Origin of the sequence: Micromonospora sp. WMMD734 (assembly GCF_049178975.1) — a bacterium.
Classification (GTDB): domain Bacteria; phylum Actinomycetota; class Actinomycetes; order Mycobacteriales; family Micromonosporaceae; genus Micromonospora; species Micromonospora wenchangensis.
In genome coordinates, this window is the sequence record NZ_JBMHMK010000001.1 from 5,024,997 (window position 1) to 5,046,802 (window position 21,806).

Below are 21,806 nucleotides of genomic sequence, written 5' to 3' on the forward strand. Positions count from 1 at the left end.
CTCCTTGCCGATGCACCGAGTGATCATCATGGAGTGTGGGTGACCGCCAACGGATCCCGCGCGGATTTCGCCGCGCCGCTGTTCGATGACAACCCAGCGGTCCTTGACTTGCTCGGTTTCGATGCGGTGGCAGAGGTGGTAGCCAAGGCCGTCACCGCGGGCGGATTGGACCCAGTGACCGTCGGGATCCACAGCGCTTGGGGCGGCGGGAAGTCCACCGCGCTGAACCTCATCGCCACACGGCTGGAACGAGAAGGCCATGTGGTCGTAGTCCGCATCGACCCGTGGGAGTTCGAGAACGCCGAGGATCTGCGCGGCACGCTGATCGCTCAGGTCCTCGACGAACTGCAGAGCCGCGTAGAGGCGGCCCCTGACATCGAGCCGTCAAAGCGCGAGAAGCTGGTGGCCCGGCTCAGTGACCTGCGGAGGCGCATCGCCTGGGGACGAGTCGCGCAGGTCCTGGTGTCGAGCGCAGTGAAAATGTCACCGGACTTCGAGGGGCTCATCGAGGCGCTAACGCCCAAACCGAAGCAGGCGGAGTCCGACACGTCCGATGCCCAGGGTACAGCCGACGCTCAGGGCATGGCGGGTTTCCGGGAGGCGTTCGAGGCGCTGCTGAAGCAGGTCGACGGCATCCGCAAGGTCGTCGTCCTGGTTGATGATCTCGACCGCTGTTTGCCACCGACGATCATGGCGACGCTCGAGGCCATCAAGCTTTTCTTGTCAGTGAAGGGGATGGCGTTCGTCCTGGCCGCCGACGAGGACCTGATCCGCGAGGCAATCGGGGTGCACCTCGAAAGCACGGCCAAGGGCGGTTTCGCCAAGCTGTACACCGAAAAGATCATTCAGCTTCCGGTCTCTCTGCCGGTGCTGTCGCTGGAGCAGGCGGAGGCGTACATCGCGCTGCTGATGTGCAAGAACGCCGGTGAACTCACCACGCGGGCGTTCGAGAAGGTCATCGAGACAGCGAGCGAGCGCCGCCTGCAGGGCCGAGCGCCGTATGTGGTCGCCGGCGAGGACACCGCCGCGGGGCCGTCGGCCGAGCACCTGATCTTGGCCGCTCGCATCGCCCAGGGACTCGGCGCCGATGTCTGGCGCAGTCCACGGGCGATCAAGCGGTTCCTCAACGCTCTTGCCGTGCGTGAGCATCTCGCCCGTGCCGGTGGCGCCGAGCTGGATCTTGCAGTGCTGCTCAAGCTATACCTGCTGGAGATCAGGCACTTGCCGGACTTCAAGCTGCTGAGCCAGAAGGCCAACGCCGAACGCCGCACGCTGATCGCCGAGTGGGAGCGCTGGGCTCACGGCGACGGCGCCCGGCCCGCCGATGTGCGGGAGGAGACCAAGGCGTGGGCGGGCGGCGAGCCGGCACTCGACGGACTGGACACGCAAGTCGAGCGGTACTTGAGCGTTGCGGCGACGCTGCTGAGCGACGTGCGGTTCGGCGGCGCGGTCACCGGTGCGCTGATGCAGGTCATCGAGGCGCTGGCCGACAGCTCCGACGCCACGCGCAACGCGGCCCTACAGGAGCTTGCGGAACTGGAGCCCGCCGACCGGCAGACCGTTGCCGAAGGCCTGAGTGAGCAGCTCACCCGGCTGTCCGAGCCTGAGCCGGTGATCGAGTCGCTGGCCGCTATCGGGAAGACGGACCGGGAGCTGACGGACGTGGTTACCCGGCTGCTGAGCAAGCCGGCGGTGATCGGTCGGCTGCAGGCCCACCACGTTCCGTACCTGAGCGGGCTCACCAGTGTGCTGCACGCCATCGTCGGCACCGAGGGTCTGGATGCCGATGTCGTGGCGGCGGCGCGTGAAGAACTGAACGGGCTGCCACGGTAGTGGGAACGTCGGGCGCGTACGGCGGCAGCGGATCCCAGCCGTGGGACGCCGCTCACGACGCGTACGGTGACGCCGCCGCAGCAGGCGAGGCGGGCCCGTCGGACGCGCAGATCGAGGACTTCGTCAACGCTTTCATGCAGGCACTGGCGAAGACGGCCCCGCCGGTGCCCGCAGCGTCGTCGTACCCGCTGGCCTCGCTGCGCCCACAGCGCGCCGGCGGCGCAGGTGGCGGCGGGGGCGGGTCAAGCAGCTCGGCCGGCGGAGGCGGCGGGCGTAACCTCGGCCGGCAGAGCGCCCGCGGCGCGGCTGCGGTCGCCGGCGCCTCCGCCCTGCGCACCGGCGACAGGGCCACGCTCACCGAACTCGGTCTCGACCTGCGCCACCTCGACGGCCTGACCACGGCCCGTGCGAAATGCGCCTACATCGTCGACACGCTCCTCGGGGCGCCGAGTCACCCGGACGAGGTCGCGCTGCGCGCGGCGACGCTGCGCACCATGGTGGAGATCCAGAAGGCCAAGGAGCCATTGACCACGACGGAGCAGATGGAGTTGTTCTTGCAGCACCTGGCCTACGAACAGGTGCTGGTTGAACTGACCTCCCAGCGGCGTACCGACAGTGTCACGCCCCAGCGCGCGAAACAGATCGAGGACAAGGCCAAGAGGTACCTGCGTGCCAGCGTGAAGGCGATGAAGCTGCCGAACATGGCGAAGCTGACCGCGCAGGCGTTCGTCTCCTCTGCGGCCACGCTCGCGCACAAGGTGTTCTCGGTCTTCCGGATGCGAGACAGCCGATGACCACCGTCGAGCTGTTGCCTCACGGCGCCCCGGCCACCCACGGCGATGCGCAGACCTATCCTTGGCCCGCCGAACCGGGCCGCACCGCCGCCCTGCATACCGACATCGGCTGGTCCATGACTGAACTGGGTTCGGCCGCCCCCGCGGCCAAGGATCTCCTGCGCCTGGTAGCCGCCGCCTACCTGGCTGACCGCACCGTCTCGCGTCCGCAGCTGGCCATGCGCCGCGAACTGCACCTCGTCGTCCACCTCGAGCAGCCCGACCTCTGGACCGAAGACAACCTGAATCGGCTGGCGGATCTGCTGCACTGGCTGTCCGGCGACATCTGGCGCATCGACACCGTCCCCGCCCGCCCGACCTCCGCGCACCACCGGCCCGACATCCTGGCCACCCCCGCCGAGGCGGTCAGCCTGCTCTCCGGCGGACTCGACTCGCTGTGCGGCGCCCTCCTGCACCTCGACCGGGCGGCCACGACCCTTTTCCTCGGCCACCGCGACAGCTCCACCGCCGTACGCCGAGCCCAGGACACCGTCAAGGCCGCCCTACAGCAGCGGCAACCCGACACCACCTACCTGCGGTACGCGTTGCGGCCGACGACCACCACCCGCGAGCCGACCCCGCGCACCCGGTCCCTGCTATTCATGGCTATGGCCACCGCCGTAGCGTCCGGCCATCAGGCCACTCGCATCCTCGTCCCAGAGAACGGCTTCACCAGCATCAATCCGCCGTTGGAGCCTTCTCGCGGTGGCCCGTTGACCACCCGCTCCACGCATCCGTGGACCTTCCACGCGCTGCAACTGCTGCTGAATGCGCTGCCGCTGGACGGCATGACCGTCAGCAACCCGTACGCCACCATGACCAAGGGCGACCTAGTCGCCGCGGCGCTACGCCCCGACTCCACCGACGACCTGGATCTGGCCGCTGCCACCCTGTCGTGCGCCAAGCCCAATGCCGGCCGGCTGCCCGGCGGCAACCCCAACCTCAACTGCGGCCTGTGCATCGCCTGTCTTGTGCGCCGTGGCGCCTTCGCCGCCGCGCAACGACCCGACACCACCGTCTACCTCGTGCACACGCTCACCGGCGCCACCCGCGAACGGCTCCTACGGCTGCGCCGCCACGACATTGCCGCCTGGACCTATGCCACCGGCGCCGGCTTCAACGAGTACCGCGTCATCGCGTCCGGCCTGTGGCCGCCCCACACCGACTTCGACGGCGTGCTCGCCCTGTGCGACCGAGGGCTGGAGGAACTCGCCCGTGTCACCCTTTGACCTGCCACCGCTGGACTGCCACGCCCACATCGCACCCGACGTCACCGGCCCACAGATCGCCGCCCTCAACGGCGCGATCATCTTCGCGATGACCCGCAGCCCGGCCGAAGGCCGCTTCGCCGCCCGCCGCAGCGACCCCACGATCCTCTGGGGCTACGGCGCCCACCCCGGACTCGCCTCCGCCCTCACAGCCGTCACCGAGGACGGCATCCGCCGCGCCGCCACCAAGCACGTCGTCATCGGCGAGATCGGCCTCGACAACAAGACCGCCCTGGCCCCCCAACTCGCCGCACTCGACCTCATCCTCGACGTCTGCGCCGGCCAGCCCGTCGTGCTGTCGCTGCACAGCACTGGCCGCACCGGCGTCCTGCTCGACGCGCTGACCCGCCGTCCCCACGCCGGCGCGATCCTGCACTGGTTCAACGGCACCCGCGAACAGATCGACCGCGCCGCCGCGCTGGGCTGCTACTTCTCCGTCAACGCCGCCATGAGCGACGAACGACTCGCCTGGATCCCCCAAGAGCGCCTACTGCCCGAAACCGACTTCCCCAGCAGCCGCCGCACCACCCGCGCCCGCACACCCGGCGACATCACCTTCCTCGAGCAGCGCATGTCCGAACTGCTACAACTACAGGCGGCGGCTGTCCGCAGCATGTGGTACACCAACTTGGCGACGCTGACCCAGCGCACCAGCGTCACACCGCGGCTGCCTGCCGGCCTGCGCCGTCTGCTCGGCGACTGCTGACCACCCACGGTCGACACGACGCCTCACCTCTGCCAGTCGGGAGTCGCCGCTGTCGCTGGTTACCAACCGTGGCATAGGTGCCTTCGGCGATCTTCTGCCCCCTGTAGACCACCACCCATGAAGTACATCCAGACCACGGGACGGGCCAACGCCCGCCGGCCGCGCCGTGGCCATGGCCGCCGACGAATGCCTACGACGCCCCGCTTATGCAGCGCAACACGCTGTCATGCCGCAAGGCGAACGCCTCGGGCCGAGCACCGATGAGACTCGCCACGCCAGTGGCTATGGGCGCCCCAAGCCCGCGCCCGCCTGCACCGGTAGAAGAGCCGACCGCGTCAATGGCAAAATCGACGTGAGTCCGTGAGCTTTGTCGGTGAACATCGCGCAGGCGTTCGGTCACAGACAGCACCTCAGCCCGACCGGGAGTTTCAATATGCCTCAGCTGCGACTACGGGCACTCATCGACCATTTCGACTCAAGGACCGCCAGCACGACCTCGGCGGTTGGTCTGGTCAGTAGGGCTGAGGGCGAGGGGATGCTGCGCGCGTTGCTGACGACCTACCTGCGCGACATCGGGATGGACGTAACCCGCACCGGATATCGTCCCTGCACCACCGTTAACGGCAATCGAGCCGTGCTCGACGACCTCCTCCTACTCGCATGCCCAGACGGGCGACGCAAGCTACTTTCGGTGGAGTACAAGTTCTGGACGGCCTCGAGCTATCGGGCCCGCACCGTGCCCACCGACGTTCCTGTCGAAGCGTACGCGTGGCACGGCTGGCACGACGGTGAGTCATCCTGGCAGGGTGCCGTCACCCGCGAGAGCTTTCTCAGTTGGGAGCCGGGAGCCAAGGTGCTCGGGTTGCTCGACCGCAGCCAGCTACCCACTGCCTATAGGGAACTTCCGGTCCGGCCGGTCCTCGCGGTCTGGACGCCGCTGCTGGCCCGACCCTCCGGCAGCGGAGTGTGCTGGAGCGAGGCTTGGCTAGCCGACGGGTGGTATCGCGGCCAAGGCTACGACGAGCCGCTCGGGGTTTTCAGCGGATCACTGTTCGCTCGCTCGACAAACCGCAGGAGCATTCCTGCTCAATTGGATCAGGCGACGTTCGGCGCGACGATCAGAGCCGCGACACAGATCGTGAACGATCTCGTCGAGGAGGAGTAGGGCTGTCCCTCGATGCACGGCCTACGCGCCCGGCTAGTCACCGGCTAGTCAGCGGTGGTACCAGGACGCCGACCGCTCAAATTACGGGCTGAGCAGGGCTTACAGCCCCATGCTGATCTTCAGCAGGCGAGCACAGCGGCACACCGGTGCGACCAGCACACAGTAGGCAAAATAGAGAACCTGCAGGCATTCGGCTTGGGGCACCGGGGAGAGCCTCGGGTTAGGAGTCTCCATGTGACTCCGGTTGATCTTGGCGGGCAGGATGAAGTGGCCGGCGGGACCGTTGTCGCGTCGGCGGGGAGCGGTCTGGTTCAGGCTGCGGCGCGGATCACCGGTGCCGGTCGGATAAAGGTCTTGCGGTCACGGACAAGGGCCCAGAGAACGTCGACGCGTCGTCGGGCGAGGGCGAGTATGGCTTGCCGGTGATTCTTTCCTTCGGCACGCTTCTTCTCGTAGTAGGCACGCGATGCAGGGCATTCCCGGGCGGCGGTGAACGCGGCCATCCACAGAATGTGCCGCAGCCGCCGATGAAAGCGACGAGGCTGCCGATGGTTCCCGGAGACCGTTCCGGAGTCGCGGGAGACGGGTGCCAGGCCCGCATGGGCGGCCAGTTTGGCGGGGCTGTCGTACTGGGTCATGCCGGCGGTGTGCACCAGCAGTTCGGCGGTGAGCAGGGGGCCCATGCCGGGCAGGCTCCCGATGATCGGCGCGAGGGGGTGCTGGTCGAGTTGGTCGGCGATGAGGTCGTCGACGGCGGCGATGCGTTGTTCGATGGCGAGTATTTCGGTGGCCATCTGCCCGATGACCACGGCAGCAGCACGCTGGCCGGGCAGGGTGACAGTCTGCTGCCGGGCGGCGGCGACCATCGCCTCGGCGACCTGGACGGCGTTCTTGACGTGCCCGCGTCGGAGCAGGGCGGTGATGCGGTCGACGCCTGCGTGCCGGATCGCCGCCGGGGTCTGCCAGCACGCCAGGACCATCATCGGGGCCTTGCGGTTCAGGTCCACAGCCCGCTCCAGGGCGGGGCTGATCCCGGTGAGGAGTTCCTGCAAGCGGAACAGGGTCGCGACGCGCTGGCCGACGAGGTCGGCCCGGTAGCCGGTCAGGACGGTCAGCTCGGCGAGGAGCCGGTCAGAGGGTTCCAGGATGGGGATGTCGGGGCGCATGCGGATGGTCTGGGCGATGACGACCGCGTCGCGGGCGTCGGTCTTGTTCTCCCCGGCGAACGCGGCGGCCATGTGGAACGCGACGGTGCCGGAGACGTAGCGGACCTGCGCCTGCCGCCGCCACAGCAGGGTCAGCAGCAGCGCGGACAGGCCGGTGGTGACGTCGACCGCCCAGCAGACCGCACGGCCGTGCGTCGACACCTCGGCCATGACGGTGAGCAGGGTGGTCTCGTCGTTGGCGACCCGGCGGGAGTAGACGAGCCGGCCGCCGCCGTCAACGGCGGCGACGTGGTGGTGGGTTTTGCCGATGTCCACGCCGATCCACAACTTCGCCACCGTCGTGCTCCCCTTCGTTGATCGGTTCTCTCGGATGCCCTTTGTCTGTGGGTTCGGGTTTGCCGGCACCTTCTACGAATGCGATCGCAGGTCGCGGGTCTCCATCAGCGGTCTACCGAATCTCGCAGACGACGAAGCGGCGGGTGGCATCTCCTACCGTCAGCCAAGCGATCTCGGCGAAACACACGCAGCCATACCCGCCACTTCCTGGGCATCACGGTCTACGGCCACCAAGGCCGCGCCCGTTCAACCAAGCCCACCCGCGAGGCGAGAGTTGGTGGCACCTCGAAGCTCAGCCACGATCACGGCGGAACACACACAGCCATCCCCACTCCCGGCCCCGCGGGCACGGCGAACTCAGCCTGCCGCCATCGTCGGCCGGCACCACGGACACGATGTGCGAGCCCGCGTGTCAACGCCGGCCGAAGGTTCCACGCGGCGTCGACTGGCTGCCCGCTCCCGAGCGTGGAAGCGTGCAGCCGGGCAGGAGACGGGCCTCACGGAAAACGTCCTCCGCGGACTTCGGAGGCTGGACCAGCACGAGGCCGACGCGTGCCGGCGTTCGGCGGAGCGAGTGAGCCATTGCCCGACGATCTCCTCATGCGTTCTGGGCTTGCCGGCCAGGGTTGAACTTTTCCTGGCCGGTCCGCGGGCGGGCGGGTCGGGATCGGCGTGTCGGGAGGCTCGTTCTCGCATGGGAAACTCTCGCCGTGAGCTCAGGTGTTCCCCGGACGATCAAGGCAGTCGACACGTCAGAGTTGATCCGGCTCGACACCGAGGCGATTCATTGCGGACTGAACCGCAATCACGGGGCAGGGTGGTTGGCGGAGTTCGCCGATCCAGCAGCGGTGCACTATCTGTGGCCGGTACTGGTGCACCGGTTGGGGCACCGGCCTGAGTCTTCGCCGCACTGGCGGTGCATGCTGCTTCTGACGGTGCGAGACGGCCAGCAGATCTTTTCCCTGCTGGATGTCCTGCCCGCCTCGTTCGAGGATCTACCCGAGACGCTGGATGCGGCCATGAAGGCCAAGATCGCCCACCGGCTGGAGCATGAGGGCCTGCTGACACAGGCGCAGTGGGCCGACCTCAACCCCTGATCCGGGTACTGCTTGGCGGCGATACACGGCGGCTGATATCGAGCGACGAACCGTGCGTCAGGTGTCGAGGCCTGCGAGGTTGAGGCGTTCGAGCAGGCTGGGCTTGCGGGCGTGCACCGCCCGTAGCTCGGCCAGCCGGTGCCGGAACGACGAGCTGTCCCCGTCGCGATCGCTGAGTTCGCGCAGGTCGACGAGGAGTTGTACGGCGGTGTCGTACTCGCGGGGTCTCTTTGTGGCGATGGGTTCGTCGACCCGCTGCCATGCGGCGGGTTGGTCGACTGCGAGGGTGTCGAGGTGCCGTTGCCGGGCTGCTGCGGCGGACCGTTCCCGGCGGATCCGGTCGCGTTCGCGCTGCTCGGCGTCCCGTCGTTCCCGCTCGGCGCGCAACTCCGCGGCGGTGGCGAGCAGTTCCCCGGCGGTGCGGGCGACTGCCGGGGCGAGGGCATCGGTGCGGTGCGCGGCGCGGTAGCGGCGCAGCAGTCGGCTGCGCAGGCGGATTCTCCAGCCGCTTCACGGGTGCGGTGCCCACGGACGCGGCCACGCTGCGCGGGTGGCTGACCGCCGGGGCGTCCGCGCACGAGGCGCCGGTGCAGTACCTGGAGGATGTCACCGAACTCGCTGGGGTGCGGCTGCTGAACCCGGCACAGCGGGCGGCGGTGCTCAGACTGCTGGCCGACCTGCTGGGCATAACGGTGACCGGGATCGTCATGGACCGAGCCGGCCGCGCCGGGCAGGCGTTCTCAATCGCGTCGAGCGCGCACGGTCTGCCTGCCCAGTACACGGTGATCGTCGATCCGCGCCTCGGCGCGCTGTTGGGTACGAGGAGGTGCTGACCACTACGGCGGGAAAGTTGAACGTGGCGATTCCCGCGGTGATCTCTTACCGGTCTGTCGGCGGCCAGCCGAATTTCCCCGTGGACGGCCAGTACCAAAGCTACGCACGGTAACGACAGGTACCTCATCGCCCTGCGTTCGCAAAGGCAACGATCTCGTCGAGTCCAGGGCGATAGCCGTCGCTGGTGTCCACCTCGATCGTGGGCACGTCGAGCCGGATGGGCTGGAAGCCGTCGTGGCCGACGGCATGGGTTTGATGGTCGCCGAGGTAGGCGTCGGCATGGGCACGCCGAGTCGCGTTCTCGTCCTGCCGTCGCTGGACACGGTCAAAGGCCGTCTGCGCGTCGACCTGGCAATGCACAACCCGGATGTCGGCGATCCCGATCAATGGCTGCAGGCCGGGGCGCCACAGGCGGTCTTGGAAGGCCGCCTCGGCGACCGTGGTGACGCCTGCGGTCAACAGCAGTTGAAGCACCTTGAAGAACGTGGGCAGGGTCCTCAGGGACAGCTCGTCGGCCGGTGCGGCGATGAAGTCGCCGGCCGCGTGGACCATGCCCTCCTTGATCTCGTCCCGGCAGATCGCCGGGCAACCGATTCGCCGGGCGAGCAGGTGGGCGAGTGTCGTCTTGCCAGCCCCCGACGGTCCGCTGATGAGGACAAGGGTCGGCGTTGTTCCCATCACGTCGTTATAGCTCGGCCGGGTGCGCGGCGCAGCACCGGGAGGGATCAGCGCTGAGTAGTCATCTACGGCCAGATACCTCCCCGCTAAGTGGCCGCCAGCGGGGAATCTGAACTGGCCACCAACACCGGTCGTACCTGGTCGCCGAGTATGGACCGATGCCCGGATGACGCGCGTCGGGTGGGTGACGTCGTGGAGATGCCACCTCGGACTCTTGATCGTCATCTGGGTCTTGGCCCGTGTCTGGCGGGATAGGCGGGCGGCACACCGCCCGCCCCTACTACACGCGTGATACACACTGCTCGGCCTCCACAACATTCCCTCCAGAAATCATCGACTGGAGGTGTCACCAGCGCTGGTTGAGCTCAAGGGATCATCGGTCAAGCTGCCAGATCACGCCCACCCACCCGCGCCAGTTCGCTGATCGACCGCCGCAGCTCGCCCATGTCTTCCCGCGTCAGGGCCTGCCCCCCGTCGCACAACGCGGCCTCGGGGTCGGTGTGCACGTCGACGATGACCCCGTCGGCGCCGGCCGCGATCGCTGCCCGGGTCAGCGGCAGGACGAGGTCCCGCCGCCCGCCGGAGTGCGACGGGTCGACGATTACCGGCAGGTGGGAGAGCTGCTGGATGACGGGGACCGCCGAGATGTCGAGGGTGTTCCGGGTGGACCTCTCGAACGTCCGGATCCCGCGCTCGCACAGGACTATGTCGAGGTTACCGCTCATCGCCACGTACTCGGCGGCGAGCAGCCATTCCTCCACAGTCGCACTCATCCCGCGCTTGAGCAGGACCGGCATCCCGGTCCGGCCGATCGCCTTGAGCAGTTCGAAGTTCTGCATGTTCCGCGCGCCGACCTGAAGCATGTCGGCGTGCGCGCAGACCACGTCCAGGTCGCGGGGATCGACGATCTCCGTGACGACGGGGAGGCGCGTCTCTTGCCCGACCGAGGCTAGGACCTTGAGGCCCGACTCACCGAGCCCTTGGAAGGCATACGGGGAGGAGCGGGGCTTGTAGGCCCCGCCGCGCAGCAGCGTCGCGCCTGCGGCCTTGGCTATCAGCGCGCAGTCCAACATCTGGTCGGGGCTCTCGACGGCGCATGGTCCGGCGACGAGGGTCACGGTGTCCGGGCCGATGGCGACGTTGCCTACCCGCACGGTCGACCGCACCGGTTGGTGCTCGCGGCTCACCAGCTTGTGGGAACTGCTGATCGCGACCACGTCCCGGACGGCGGCCAGGGTTCGCAGGTCCGTGCTCACGTGGCCGGCGGCGTCGGTTGCCACGACGAGCGTCCGGCCGCCGCCGCTGCTCGTGCTGGCACGGCCGCCCCCGCTCTCGATGATGGTGACGACGTCGGTGACGTCCGGAGGCGTGGCGGTTGCGTCGAGTACGACGATCACGGTTCCTGTCCTTCCGGTGATGCTTGCGTCGGTGGGGTGGTCGCGAAGGCCTCGGCGATCGGGCGGAGCGTCTCCGCGAACCGGTGCGCCTCGCTGTCGGGCAACTGCCCGGTGAGCGTGTCCAGCCGGCGGTTGAGGACGTCGGCTGGCCCGGCCGGCCCGGTCAGGCAGGGGCAGTGGGTGAGGGACCACAGGGGGCGGACGCGCGCACCGCGCAGCGCCTTCGCGCCCAGGCTGGAGGTGCCCAGCTGGATGCCGGTCAGGCCCTCCTCGTAGCAGAACTCCAGCGGGCTGTAGAACACGAGCTGCGGATACTCGTAGGCGTCCCGAAGGCGGTCGTAGTCGAACCCGACGAGCCGGATGACCAGCTCCGAGCGCCAGCGGTACGCCAGGGAGAAGCCGACCATCCGCGCCCCGTCGTAACAGCCGAAGACGACCGACCGGTGGTCCAGCCGTTCCGCCTGCCGGCGCAGCACGTCCGCCATGAGGGCGGGCGAGTGGTCGTGGCCGTAGCGGCGCTGGAGGTTGGACGCGAGCACGCCGCCCTGTTCCCAGCACTCGGACAGGCGCAGCCGGCGTACGGTGAGCCCGGAGGCGGCGAAGGCTCGGGCCTCCTGCCGCACGTTGTACCGGCGTCGTTTGTTCGGCAGCGCGGCGAGGTAGTCGTCGAACCCGTCGCCGGGCACGTCCAGCACGCAGTCGGCGTTGAGCAGGCTCACCGCCGGCCGCTGATCCCCGGGTGCCTTTATGACGGCGTGGACCTCCTCGCTCAGCAGGTAGGGCCACCACCAGCCGTCGACGGGCTCGCCCTGGGCGGCCACCGCCGTCTCCCGCAGGGCCGGCAGTGTCTCCGCCGGGGGCGGGGGCACGGAGCGGTATCCGCGTCGTCCCCCGAGGACAGCCAACCGGTGGGGGCAGTCGGCCAGCGTCCGCACCTCGCGCCCGGGCCGGTAGCGGCCGTTCGTCTCGGTGCGGGCGAGGTGCACCGGCAGCATGCCCTGGGGTGCCTGCGTGTTGCCGGCGACGGCGTACCGTGCCCGCGCCTCCCCGTCGGAGTCGGAGAAGGTGAGCCAGTCGCGGCTGGCGTAGAAGGTGTCCCGGTCGCCCAGCGCAGCGTCCCACCCCGGTACGGCAGCCGGGCTGTCCACCACCTCAACGGTCACCGGGCACCGTCCCCAGGGCCCGCTCGAGCCCGTTGGTCACGGCGTAGAGGTCGGTGATGAGCGTCTCGGGGTCGACGGCGGTGACGAAGAACCGCCCGAAGCAGTTGCGGGCCCCGGCGGCGGGGTCGTAGCGGGGGACGGTGCTGCCGGCGGGGGCGGTGAGTTCCGGGACCGTCTCGATGGTGCTGCCGGGGCTCAGCAGCGCCTCGAGCTGGGTGGCCTCGGGACGCCACACCGGTTCGCTGGTCCAGGGACGCCCGGACGCGTCCGCCGGCAGCCAGGCGAGCGTGGCCGCCGCGCCGCGCCCCCGGGTCAGCATCCGCTCGGGGTAGTCGACCGGCTCACCGAGCAGCTGCCGGACCAGCATGTCGACCATGTCGAGGCCGAAGACGTGCTCGACGACCCGGGCGATGACCGAGCCGCCGAACCGGGCGGCGGTCTCGACCACCGCCAGGCTGCCGTCCGCGCACAGCTTGATCTCGGTATGGGTGCCGCAGTTCTCCAGGCCCAGCGCGTCGACGGCCGCGCGGGCCACCTCCTCGATCCGTCGTTGCAGCGGCTCCGGCAACACGCACGGCGCATTGCTGCTCAGTTCCGTGAACGGCGGAATGGTGGGCATCCGGGCGGTGACGCACAGGGGGTGGTAGGTGCCGTCGGAGACGATGCCCTCTATGCTGACGTAGTCGCCGTACCGGCGGCGTGCATCCTCGTCGCCGTACCAGCCCTCGGTGGTGCCGGAGATGATCTCCTCGACGAGCAGGTTCCGGGCCGCGTCCGGCTCGTACCACTCGACGAGCCCGAAGTCGTCGTTGCGTCGCAGAGACGCGGTGAGCGCGGCGAAGGCGGCCGGGGCGTCGGCCTCCGACCGGACGACCATCTGTCCGATCGACCCCGAGCCCCAGGCCGGCTTGAGCAGCAGCGGGGGGGTGAGTTCCCGCACCGCCCACCGCACGTCCGCCTCGTCCTCCACCGGCAGGAAGCGGGGGATCGGCACGCCGTCGCGTCGCCAACTGGCGCGCATCAGCCGCTTGTCGCGGGCCCGCCGGGCGGCACCGGAGCCGGGCCCGCGCAGCCCAAGCCGCTCGGCGGCCACCGCCCCGGCCAGCACCAGGTACTCGGAGAGGCAGAGCACCGCGTCGGCCCCGACGTGCTTCGCGTGCCGCATGATGAGTTCGACCAGGTCCTCGCCACGCGGCCGGTCCTGCCACGCCTCGACGATCGACGCGCAGGCCGGGCGCCACGCCTCGGCGCCGCCGGTGGGCAACGGCGAGATCGCCAGCACATGCAGTTCAGCGCGGGCGGCGACGCGGGGCAGCGCGTACTGCAGGGGCGTGCCGGCCCGGCCGTGCACGAAGAGGATGCGTTTCACGTGCTCCCTTTCCTTCTGGACGGTCACGTTCACGCTGTCGCCGCACGCCTCGTGGCCCAGACGAAGCGCCACCAGATGACGGCCAGCGTCACGAGGACGAGGATCAACAACAGTCGGATGAAGAGGCGGTAGCCGACGACGAAGCCCCCGACGCCCATCAGGACGTTGCCCAGCGGGATGCTGGAAAAGACCACGAGCCGACGGAGGCTGAACACGCGCATGCGTACCGGAGCCGGGGTGTGGGCAAGCCATGCCGCCCCGCCGACGGCGACCAGGACGGAGAAGAGCGCCCCGCTGAGGACCATGGCGGGCACGATGACCCAGTCCTGCCCGGCGATCGTGACGGTGAGCAGCAGCCCACAGATCGCGGCGAAGGCGAGGGCCGCCGCGCCGAGCCGCCGTTGCCGGTAGCGCATCAGCGCCAGCGAGCCGAGCAGCAGACCGATGCCGTAGGCGCTCGCGGCGTCGCGGAACAGTACCGCCTGGGCCTGCTCCGGGAGGCCGTACTCCTTGATGAAGGCCGGCAGCACGGCGTAGAACGGCGCCACCACCAGGTTGGCCAGGATGCCGAACCAGACGAGGAAGACCAGCTCGCGGTGGCTACGGATGATCACCAGCGAGGCCTTGGCGTCACGGAGGGTGCGGCGCAGGAGCCCTACCCGGGGTGCGGTCGGCGCGTCGCCGGCCAGTCCCGGCCCGGCGGCCGAGCGGTGGCGGGCGGTCACCACGTCGAGCGGCCGGGCGAACAGCAGCGCCATGACGAGCGCGGCCAGCACCAGGGCGAGCGAGACGGCGGAGACCCCTCGCAGCGCGCCGGCGGCGACGAGCCCACCCGCCACCATCGGCGCCGCGACGCGGCTGATCTGGGTGTGCAACTGCGTCAGCAGCGCCACGCGCGGCCCGGGCCAGTCCGCCGGAGCCAGGTCGGCGCCGATGCTCTCCATCGTGCCGATGTAGACGGTCTGCACCGTGAGCACGGCCGCGTAGCAGCCGCCGGCGGCCAGTACCGTCCAGGCGTTCTGGCCCGTGCCGAAGATGGCCAGGAGCGCGATCAGCGGGGCCGCCATCAGGGCCAGTTGCAGCAGCACCGCCCGGCGGCGGTCGGCATGGTCCAGGATGCCGGAGACCACCATCATCGTGGTGAGCGACAGCACGCTGGAGAGGCCGACGATGAGGCCGAGGTGGGCCCCGCCGCTCGGCGAGCGGGTGATCCACCAGCTTAGCGCGAACATGGCGACGCCGGACGCCACCACCGCGCCGAGGCTGGGCACCCACACGGCGAGGAAGGGCAGAGTGCCCCGCCCGGCCTCGGGCTCCTCCAGCGTCGCGTTCGGCTGGGACGCCCGGGCGGCGGTCATCGGCCGGCCTCCGATTCGGCTACGGGTCCAGACGGCATCCGGTCGATCCGGAAGCTCGGCCCGTTGAGCAACTCGGACATCGTCTCGGCGAAGGCGATCAGTGTCGGTTCGCTGCCCGGCGGTCCGACCGCCTGCATCTCGATCGGCGCGTCGAGGGCCTCGTCGTGGGCGACCGGGAAAGTGACCGCCGGCAGCCCGGCGAGGCTCGCGATCGAGGCGTACCCCACCAGGCGAGGGTCGTCCTGGTCGTTCGGGTCCGGGATGGTGGAGACCGGCGCGGGGGTGAGAGCGAGGTTGCGGGGCGGCCGGGGGCCCGCCGGCAGCAGCCAGACGTCGACGCCCCCGTCCTCGAAGAGCGCCGGGGCGGCGGCGCGGGCGCGTCGGGCTGCCACGACGATGTCGGCGAGCCGCTCGTCGGTCACCGCGGCACCGGACTCCAGCGCCAGCCGGGTGGGCGTGCCGAAGGACTCGGTCACCCGCTCCGGCCAGGTACGGCAGGTCTCCCAGGCATGCCGGGCGCACAGTTCGAAGACCGCGCCCCGCCACCGCCAGATCTCGCCCAGGCGGACCCGCCGCACCGGGTGCCCCGCCGCATCGAGGGCCCGCACGGCCATATCCTGCGCCCGGACCACCTCCGGCGCGCGCCAGTGCTCCAGGACCTCGGCGACGACGCCCACCCGGAAGGCGGCCCGCTGCTCGGGTACGGGCGGGCCAGACCCGAACCAGCCCTCGCCCCAGGCCCAGGCCAGGTCCCGCGCGGTGCGGGTGACCAGCCCTGGCGCGTCCAGCAGCGGTGAGCTGCGGAAGCCCGTGCCGAAGTGGCGCGGATCGTGGGTGAGCCGAAGCCCCACCACGCCGCAGGCCGCCGCGGGCAGGCGCACCGATCCGACGCTGTCCGTGCCGACGGCCACGTCGCAGATGCCGGCCGCGACGGCGACCGCGCATCCGGTGCTCGACCCGGCCGGGTCGAGGTGGGGGAAGTACGGGTTGACGCAGCCGTGCCCACGCCCGATGTTGATCTCGGTGGTGACCAGTTTCGCGACGACCGCCCAGCGGGGCAGCCCGCTCAGCGCGGCGGACGTGCTCCGGGGGTGGTGCCGGTAGTGCCGCAGTCCGAGCCGCGTGGCGAAACCCGCTACGTCGAGCGTGTCCTTCACGCCGATCCGGACCCCGCCCGCGCCGCGCCCGGTCGGGCGCAGCTCCACGCATGCCTGGTAGCGGCCGTCGGCGTACGCGGCCCACTCGTCCGCCTCGGCCCGCCACCGGTCGCCGTCGAGCCGCCCCCGCCGGAGGCGGTCGACGCGCTCCGACAGCGGGCCGGTCAGCGACTCCGGCACCGCCCGGACGGGCTCCTGGATGTTGGTCACGATCAACCCGTGCTCCTCGTCGTGTTCAGGCCGGGGCCGTCAGCGCCCGCGCTCCGCGCCGCCGTTGACCTGGATGATCTGGCCGGTGACGTGACCGGCCAGGGGGGAGGCCAGCCACCGCACCGCCTCGGCGACGTCCTGGGGGGTGCCCGCCCGACCGTTGAGCGTCTGCTGGATCAGCCCGGCCCGACGCTGCTCGGTCAACCGGTCCCGGAAGAACTCGGTGTCCGCCACGAAACCGGGGGCGACCACGTTGACGGTGGTGCCCATCGGCCCCAGCGCGGCGGCGAGGTCGTAGCAGTAGGGGTGCAGCGCGGCCTTGCTCGCCGCGTACGAGCCGGAACCCGAGCCCCGGTACGCCGCAATCGAGCTGATGAAGATGATCCGGCCGTGCTCGCCGGTCAGCAGATCCCGTACGGCCTCGGTCAACAGCACGGCGGTCAGGACGTTGGCCCGCAGGTTGCCGTTCCAGTGGTCGGCCGCCGCCGCCACCGGGCTGTCGAACGACGGGCGGCCCTGCATGGTGACGTTCCCGCCCGCGCAGTGCACCAGCACGTCGACCCGCCCATACTGCTGCCGGATCGCCGCCGCAGCCGCCTCGGCCTGCTCCGGCTCGGCCAGGTCGGCGACAACCGGATCGACGGCGAGGGCCTGCGGGTTCGCCGCGCCGATCTCCGAGGCCGCCGCCTCCAGCACCTCGGCCCGCCGTCCGATGATCACCACCTGCTCACCGTCTGCGGCGAACTGCCCGGCGACGGCGCGCCCGATCCCGGTTCCCCCGCCACTCACCACGACCACCAGGCTCATTGCACTTTCCACCCTTCAATTCGGTACGACGGATTCACGGCCGCCATTATTGGTCCTCGCTGAGATACAGCGGGGTCTTGCCCGTGCGGGAATTGACGGCGAGCCGGTCCACGACGGTCACCTCCAACGCCCGGGGGGCGCGGTTGACGACCGCCCGCAGGCGGTACACCTCGGTGAGCAGTTCGTGCCGGACCAGCCCGGCCACCGCCGCCGGGTCCGCGCCCGGCTGCACCAGCAGCCGCACCTGGAGCGCCTCGTCGGGCCTGGCGTGGTTACGGAAGGCGAGCTGGACGTCCTGCACGCCGGTGATCCGCCGGGCGATCTCCCCCAGTTCGGCCGGTGCCACCAGCACGCTGACGAACTTCACCTGCGTGTCGGCCCGCCCGAGCACCCGCAGCCCCGGCTCGGCCCGGCCGCACGGGCAGGCCACGAACTCGCCACGGTCACCGACCTGGTACCGCAGGATCGGATTGAGGCAGTCGGGGTCGGTGTTGGTGACCAGCACGACGCCGTCGATCAGCTCCACGTGCTGGTACGGCAGGACGTGGAACACGTCCAGAGCGCAGTCCGGCCCGTTGCCGCCGATCACCCACGTCTCGGTGGAGCCGTAGACGCCGTACGTCTTGACGCCCGGCAGCATCGACCGGGTCAGCGCCGCCGCCCGATCCCCGTACTTCTCGCCCGTCCACAGCAGTTTGTCGATGGCCGGCGGCTTCCGGCCGGTGTTGTCGCAGTACTCCAGGAGCTGGGCAATCTGACTGGGGGTGGCGTTCAGCGCGGTGACCCCGAGCCGCTCCATGACCTCCAGCCACTCGCCGAGTTCGTCGCCCTCCACGGAGCCGAGCGGCAGGACCACCGAGCCCGACTCGTGCGCCAGCATGTTGAAGAAGTTGTGCGAGGACCACAACTGGCCGGTGCTGTAGAAGTTGACCAGCATGTCGTCGGGGGCCAGCGGGTTCCACTCCCGGCGGACCGCGGAGACGAACATGCCAGTGGGCACGACGCTCAGCTTCGGCTTCGAGGTGGTTCCACCGCTTCCGTAGAGGTAAGCGCCGATCGACCGGGCGCGCGCCGCGGCCACGAGGTCGTCCAGGGCACCGGCCAGTTCGTCCTTGGTGAGCACCGGCATGTCGCCCAGGGACAGCTCGCCCCCGTCGTCGGGCACGCCCGCGTACTTGTCGCGGAGCGTCGGCAGGCTCGACGCGTGCGCGTACATCCGGCGCAGCGCCCCGGCGTCGAAATCCGTGCGGTCGTGTTTCATCCCGTCTTGCCTCCTGTCAGTTGGCCGGCCGGTCGCGGTGTCACTCCGCGTCCGTCGGATCCGGATCGAGATCGCCTGGCACGAGTGAGAGAACCTCCCCGCCCCAGCACCGCCGGACGATCCCGGCGGCGGCGCGGACGTCCTCGGCGAGGGGCCGGTCCCGGTCGAGGGGGACAACCCGGTCGTGCAGGCGGTGCCACCCGGAGCCGGGGGGCGGTGTGGCGTCGAGCAACCGGGCCAGTTGCGCGACGGCCACCGCGAGCGAGCCGATGACCAGCCAGCCGAGGCGGACGATCTCGGTACCGGCAACAGCACCGTTCAACGCCATCGGCACGTGGTCCTGGTTGCCGAGATTGGTGGGCAACGCGGTCAACGTCGCGGGATGAGCGAGCTGGCGAATCTTGGCGACCATGCCCGACGCGGCGATCTGCACGCCGGCGAACCCGCTGTTCCGGCCCGGGTCCGCCGCCAGCAGCGGCGACTGCCCGCCGTTGTGCCCCGGGTCCAGCACCAGCGCGAGCTGCCGCTCAGCCAGGTACGCGAGCTGATGGGCGCAGAGCGACAACAGGTCGGAGGCGAGCCCCCCGGGCGCGGCGTGGAAGTTGCCCCCGTGCCACACCGCCCCGTCGATGGTCACCGGATTGTCGGTGCACCCGGTCGCCTCCCGCAGCAGGGGCTGCTCTTGGAGGGCGAGCTGGTCGAGGACCGCGCCGACGACCTGCGGGGCGCACCGCAGCGAGTATGGCTCCTGTAACGGCCGAGAGGCCGCCGTCCGGGGCGAACCGGTCAGCTCCCCCTCGATCCAGCGTGCCGCCCGCAGTTGACCCGGATGCCCGCGTACCCGGTGCACCGGCTTGGCGTACGGCTCGCGGCTGCACCCGAGCAGCCCGACGATCCGGGCCGTCAGCGCGGCACAGGCCCGGGCCTGCCCGGCCAGCTCCGCGTGGTTGAGCATGGTCACCGCCAACGAGGCGCCGCATCCGTTGACGAAGGCCAACGCGGCCCGCCCGGGCCACCGGAGGGGACGGCCCTCCAGCCGGCCGATGACCTCCGCCGCCGCCGTCGGCCGCCCTCGCCACCAGGCCAGCCCCTGCCCGGCGAACGCCTGCGCCGCGTGCGCCAGCGGGATCAGGTCGCCGCTCGCGCTGACGCTGCCCTCACCCGGCACAACGGGCACCAACCCCCGGCGCACGAGATCGGCGAGGGCCTCCCAGGTCTCCGGGGCCACGGCGGAGTGGCCGAGGCGCATCCCCTGAAGGCGCAGCCACACCAGGAGCCGGCTCGCCGCGACGCCCAGCGGGCGTCCCTGTCCGGCGCAGAGGTGGTGGATGAGATTGAGCCCTTGCTCGTGCCCGTCGCCGGCCGCCGGGTAGCGCACCAGCGGGCCGAAGCCCCGGGTCACGCCGTAGGCATCGCGGCCGGACGCGACCCAGCGGTCCAGGTCACGCACGCCGCGTGCCATCCGGTCCCGATCCTCGCCGGTGAGCGTGAGCCGCTCTGACCGCAGGGCACCGACGATCAGCTTCCCGAGGCCCTCGGCGGCGGGCACGACGGTGTTCAGCACGGCCCCAACTCCCGGGCTGGCTGCAGCGACGAGTGCGACGACCGGACCGCACGTGGCCGGTGGGCTGCGGGCAGCAGGTACGACACCGCCCGCAGCACGTGACGACGCCGGTGCTCTCCGCCCGGCACGAGGATCTCGTACCACTCGCCGCGCAGCTCGTCCCGGAAGATCCGGCAGGCCACCGGCACGCCGACGAGGTCCTCCAGCTCGCGCTCCACCCGGGAGACGTCCAGCCGGTGGCCGTCGACCTTCACCAGGCGGTTGCGCCGGCCGGTGAGCCGGTACGTGCGGGGGCCGGTGACGATCACGGTGTCGTCCAAGGTGTGCTCGTCGGGTTGAGCGGTACCGGCCCGACGGGCCAGCCTGGGACTGCGAACCCGCAGCGGGCGCGGGCCGTCGTGCCGGTCCTCGTCGGCAATCGTCACGTCCTCGGCCAGCGTCCAGTCGTCGTCCGGTGCGCGGCGCACCCCCACGAGCCCTGTCTCGGTAGAGCCGTGCAGCTCACACAGGCGCAGGCCGGGCAGCCGGGTCAGCACCTCGCCGGCCCGCCGGGGCAGCGCGGCGGTGCTGTGCACGACAGTGACCGGGTCGTGGCGAAACCGCGGCAGCGAGCGTTCGATCTGCCACCAGGCCGAGGGCACCGCCACCACCAGCAGCCCGCTCGTCGGATCGCTCAGCGGGTCGATGACGCTGGCCGAGCGCAACGGCACGCCCAGGATCTGTGGCACCAGCCGGTTGAGGAGGTAGCCGTACAGGTGATGGTCCGGGGCGTAGGTGGTCACCGCCCGGACTCCGTCGGGCAGCAGGCCGGCGAGGAGCTCGGCCTCCGCCACCAACTGGTGTCGGGTGCGCCGCCATGCGACCGGTGGCCCGGTCGTGCCGGAGGTGGTGAAATCCACCTCCGCAGGCAACGTGCCCAGCAGGGCGGCCATCAGAACGACACGTCCAGGACCGTCCGGTCGGCGAGCTTGCGCCGCACCAGGTCGTCGATGCTGGCCACGCTCGCGAACGAGGTGCGCAGGTCGTCGTCGACCAGGTCGATCGAGACGCCGAAGCGCTGCTCGACCGAACCGACGCAGTCGATCACGGCGAGGCTGTCGTACTGCGCGTACAGCATGCTCAGAGGTGTCTCGTCGTGCGCGGGATCGAGTTCCTCCCGCACCAGCTCGGCGACGGCAGCGCGGACTTCCGCACGCACCTGGTCGTTCGGTTCGGTGGCTGTCGGGTCACTCACGATCGTGCCTCCTGTAGGACTTCCGCGCCGGTGAGGTGCAGCTCCGGCGGAGCGTGCTCGAACTGGACGAAGACCCGCTCGGGCGGTACGGCCGGGCGCAGCGCCTCGACGATCTGCTGGCACAGCCCGCGCCGGAACCGCTCCGGGCGGCTCGGGTCGATCCGGCAACCGACCAGGGCGAAGGGGCCGCCGGTCGCCAGCGGGAACGGCCCGCTGAACACCGACTCCGGGCCGACCTCGCGAAACGAGCTGATGACGTGGTTGAGGTCGACCCCCTGGCCGCGCAGCCAGCGACTGACCGTCTTGGCGAAGTTTCGGCGTACCGCAGTGGGGAGCGGGCCGCTCTCGACGGTGATGGTGGGCATCACGG

At 70.5% G+C, this 21,806-nt stretch carries 21 protein-coding genes; 7 read left to right on the plus strand and 14 right to left on the minus strand.

Features of this window, described 5'->3' with window-relative positions:
* Window positions 1-39 precede the first annotated feature (39 nt).
* The 5 genes from ACN267_RS21510 to ACN267_RS21530 all read left to right on the plus strand — a co-directional run bounded on the left by ACN267_RS21510 (window position 40) and on the right by ACN267_RS21530 (window position 5,805).
* A complete protein-coding gene (locus ACN267_RS21510; protein ID WP_421489513.1) occupies window positions 40-1,833 on the plus strand; it encodes a KAP family P-loop NTPase fold protein in 1,794 nt (597 codons plus the stop codon).
* Window positions 1,833-2,627 carry a hypothetical protein gene (locus tag ACN267_RS21515; protein WP_421489514.1) on the plus strand — a complete coding sequence of 265 codons (795 nt, stop codon included), beginning with the start codon at window positions 1,833-1,835 and terminating at the stop codon, window positions 2,625-2,627. Before ACN267_RS21510 ends, ACN267_RS21515 begins: the two co-directional genes overlap by 1 nt.
* Entirely contained in the window at window positions 2,624-3,895 is a 1,272-nt protein-coding gene (locus ACN267_RS21520; protein WP_421489515.1) for a hypothetical protein, read from the plus strand. The genes ACN267_RS21515 and ACN267_RS21520 overlap by 4 nt, the downstream gene beginning before the upstream one ends.
* Window positions 3,882-4,640: a TatD family hydrolase gene (locus ACN267_RS21525; protein ID WP_421489516.1), complete on the plus strand. Its 759-nt coding sequence runs from the start codon at window positions 3,882-3,884 to the stop codon at window positions 4,638-4,640. Before ACN267_RS21520 ends, ACN267_RS21525 begins: the two co-directional genes overlap by 14 nt.
* A 373-nt stretch (window positions 4,641-5,013) precedes the next feature.
* Entirely contained in the window at window positions 5,014-5,805 is a 792-nt protein-coding gene (locus ACN267_RS21530; protein ID WP_421489517.1) for a hypothetical protein, read from the plus strand.
* 311 nt (window positions 5,806-6,116) lie between these two features.
* Here the strand turns inward: ACN267_RS21530 and ACN267_RS21535 are convergent, their stop codons facing one another.
* Window positions 6,117-7,307 carry an IS110 family transposase gene (locus ACN267_RS21535; protein WP_421489518.1) on the minus strand — a complete coding sequence of 397 codons (1,191 nt, stop codon included), beginning with the start codon at window positions 7,305-7,307 and terminating at the stop codon, window positions 6,117-6,119.
* 710 nt (window positions 7,308-8,017) lie between these two features.
* On the opposite strand from ACN267_RS21535, the gene ACN267_RS21540 reads away from it, so the two are divergent.
* Window positions 8,018-8,404 carry a hypothetical protein gene (locus ACN267_RS21540; RefSeq protein ID WP_421489519.1) on the plus strand — a complete coding sequence of 129 codons (387 nt, stop codon included), beginning with the start codon at window positions 8,018-8,020 and terminating at the stop codon, window positions 8,402-8,404.
* Between the two features lie 57 nt (window positions 8,405-8,461).
* Here the strand turns inward: ACN267_RS21540 and ACN267_RS21545 are convergent, their stop codons facing one another.
* On the minus strand, window positions 8,462-8,791 hold the full coding sequence (locus ACN267_RS21545; protein ID WP_421489520.1) for a hypothetical protein: 330 nt from the start codon (window positions 8,789-8,791) through the stop codon (window positions 8,462-8,464).
* Between the two features lie 134 nt (window positions 8,792-8,925).
* On the opposite strand from ACN267_RS21545, the gene ACN267_RS21550 reads away from it, so the two are divergent.
* The gene (locus tag ACN267_RS21550) at window positions 8,926-9,237 is read left to right on the plus strand and encodes a hypothetical protein (RefSeq protein WP_282323875.1); all 312 of its coding nucleotides are present in this window, start codon (window positions 8,926-8,928) and stop codon (window positions 9,235-9,237) included.
* Between the two features lie 124 nt (window positions 9,238-9,361).
* Here the strand turns inward: ACN267_RS21550 and ACN267_RS21555 are convergent, their stop codons facing one another.
* From ACN267_RS21555 to ACN267_RS21610, 12 genes are all read right to left on the minus strand, one after another.
* Window positions 9,362-9,916, minus strand: a complete 555-nt coding sequence (locus tag ACN267_RS21555) for an AAA family ATPase (RefSeq protein ID WP_421489521.1) — start codon at window positions 9,914-9,916, stop codon at window positions 9,362-9,364.
* 380 nt (window positions 9,917-10,296) lie between these two features.
* Entirely contained in the window at window positions 10,297-11,313 is a 1,017-nt protein-coding gene (gene aroF, locus ACN267_RS21560) for a 3-deoxy-7-phosphoheptulonate synthase (protein WP_282323874.1), read from the minus strand.
* Complete coding sequence (locus tag ACN267_RS21565) at window positions 11,310-12,476, minus strand: GNAT family N-acetyltransferase (protein ID WP_282323873.1); 1,167 nt, start codon at window positions 12,474-12,476, stop codon at window positions 11,310-11,312. Before ACN267_RS21565 ends, aroF begins: the two co-directional genes overlap by 4 nt.
* Window positions 12,466-13,917 (minus strand): ATP-grasp domain-containing protein, encoded by a 1,452-nt coding sequence (locus tag ACN267_RS21570; RefSeq protein ID WP_421489522.1) that lies wholly within the window; start codon window positions 13,915-13,917, stop codon window positions 12,466-12,468. Before ACN267_RS21570 ends, ACN267_RS21565 begins: the two co-directional genes overlap by 11 nt.
* The gene (locus ACN267_RS21575) at window positions 13,875-15,203 is read right to left on the minus strand and encodes a hypothetical protein (RefSeq protein WP_421489523.1); all 1,329 of its coding nucleotides are present in this window, start codon (window positions 15,201-15,203) and stop codon (window positions 13,875-13,877) included. Before ACN267_RS21575 ends, ACN267_RS21570 begins: the two co-directional genes overlap by 43 nt.
* The gene (locus ACN267_RS21580; RefSeq protein WP_421490475.1) at window positions 15,200-16,570 is read right to left on the minus strand and encodes an amidase family protein; all 1,371 of its coding nucleotides are present in this window, start codon (window positions 16,568-16,570) and stop codon (window positions 15,200-15,202) included. The genes ACN267_RS21575 and ACN267_RS21580 overlap by 4 nt, the downstream gene beginning before the upstream one ends.
* Before the next feature lie 39 nt (window positions 16,571-16,609).
* Complete coding sequence (locus ACN267_RS21585) at window positions 16,610-17,377, minus strand: SDR family NAD(P)-dependent oxidoreductase (RefSeq protein ID WP_282323870.1); 768 nt, start codon at window positions 17,375-17,377, stop codon at window positions 16,610-16,612.
* A gap of 46 nt (window positions 17,378-17,423) precedes the next feature.
* Window positions 17,424-18,638: an AMP-binding protein gene (locus ACN267_RS21590; RefSeq protein WP_421489524.1), complete on the minus strand. Its 1,215-nt coding sequence runs from the start codon at window positions 18,636-18,638 to the stop codon at window positions 17,424-17,426.
* Window positions 18,639-18,678: 40 nt separating this feature from the next.
* On the minus strand, window positions 18,679-20,202 hold the full coding sequence (locus ACN267_RS21595) for an aromatic amino acid ammonia-lyase (RefSeq protein WP_282323868.1): 1,524 nt from the start codon (window positions 20,200-20,202) through the stop codon (window positions 18,679-18,681).
* Window positions 20,196-21,134, minus strand: a complete 939-nt coding sequence (locus ACN267_RS21600; RefSeq protein ID WP_282323867.1) for a hypothetical protein — start codon at window positions 21,132-21,134, stop codon at window positions 20,196-20,198. The genes ACN267_RS21595 and ACN267_RS21600 overlap by 7 nt, the downstream gene beginning before the upstream one ends.
* Window positions 21,134-21,436: a phosphopantetheine-binding protein gene (locus ACN267_RS21605; RefSeq protein WP_421489525.1), complete on the minus strand. Its 303-nt coding sequence runs from the start codon at window positions 21,434-21,436 to the stop codon at window positions 21,134-21,136. Before ACN267_RS21605 ends, ACN267_RS21600 begins: the two co-directional genes overlap by 1 nt.
* Complete coding sequence (locus tag ACN267_RS21610; RefSeq protein WP_421489526.1) at window positions 21,433-21,801, minus strand: hypothetical protein; 369 nt, start codon at window positions 21,799-21,801, stop codon at window positions 21,433-21,435. Before ACN267_RS21610 ends, ACN267_RS21605 begins: the two co-directional genes overlap by 4 nt.
* Between the last annotated feature and the right edge of the window lie 5 nt (window positions 21,802-21,806).

Excerpts from the sequence above, each read along its gene's own strand:
- ACN267_RS21520 (WP_421489515.1), top strand. The coding sequence starts at position 2,624 with ATGACCACCGTCGAGCTGTTGCCTCACGGCGCCCCGGCCACCCACGGC.
- ACN267_RS21590 (WP_421489524.1), bottom strand. The coding sequence starts at position 18,638 with ATGAAACACGACCGCACGGATTTCGACGCCGGGGCGCTGCGCCGGATG.
- ACN267_RS21610 (WP_421489526.1), bottom strand. The coding sequence starts at position 21,801 with ATGCCCACCATCACCGTCGAGAGCGGCCCGCTCCCCACTGCGGTACGC.
- ACN267_RS21585 (WP_282323870.1), bottom strand. The coding sequence starts at position 17,377 with ATGAGCCTGGTGGTCGTGGTGAGTGGCGGGGGAACCGGGATCGGGCGC.
- ACN267_RS21575 (WP_421489523.1), bottom strand. The coding sequence starts at position 15,203 with ATGACCGCCGCCCGGGCGTCCCAGCCGAACGCGACGCTGGAGGAGCCC.
- ACN267_RS21600 (WP_282323867.1), bottom strand. The coding sequence starts at position 21,134 with ATGGCCGCCCTGCTGGGCACGTTGCCTGCGGAGGTGGATTTCACCACC.
- ACN267_RS21555 (WP_421489521.1), bottom strand. The coding sequence starts at position 9,916 with ATGGGAACAACGCCGACCCTTGTCCTCATCAGCGGACCGTCGGGGGCT.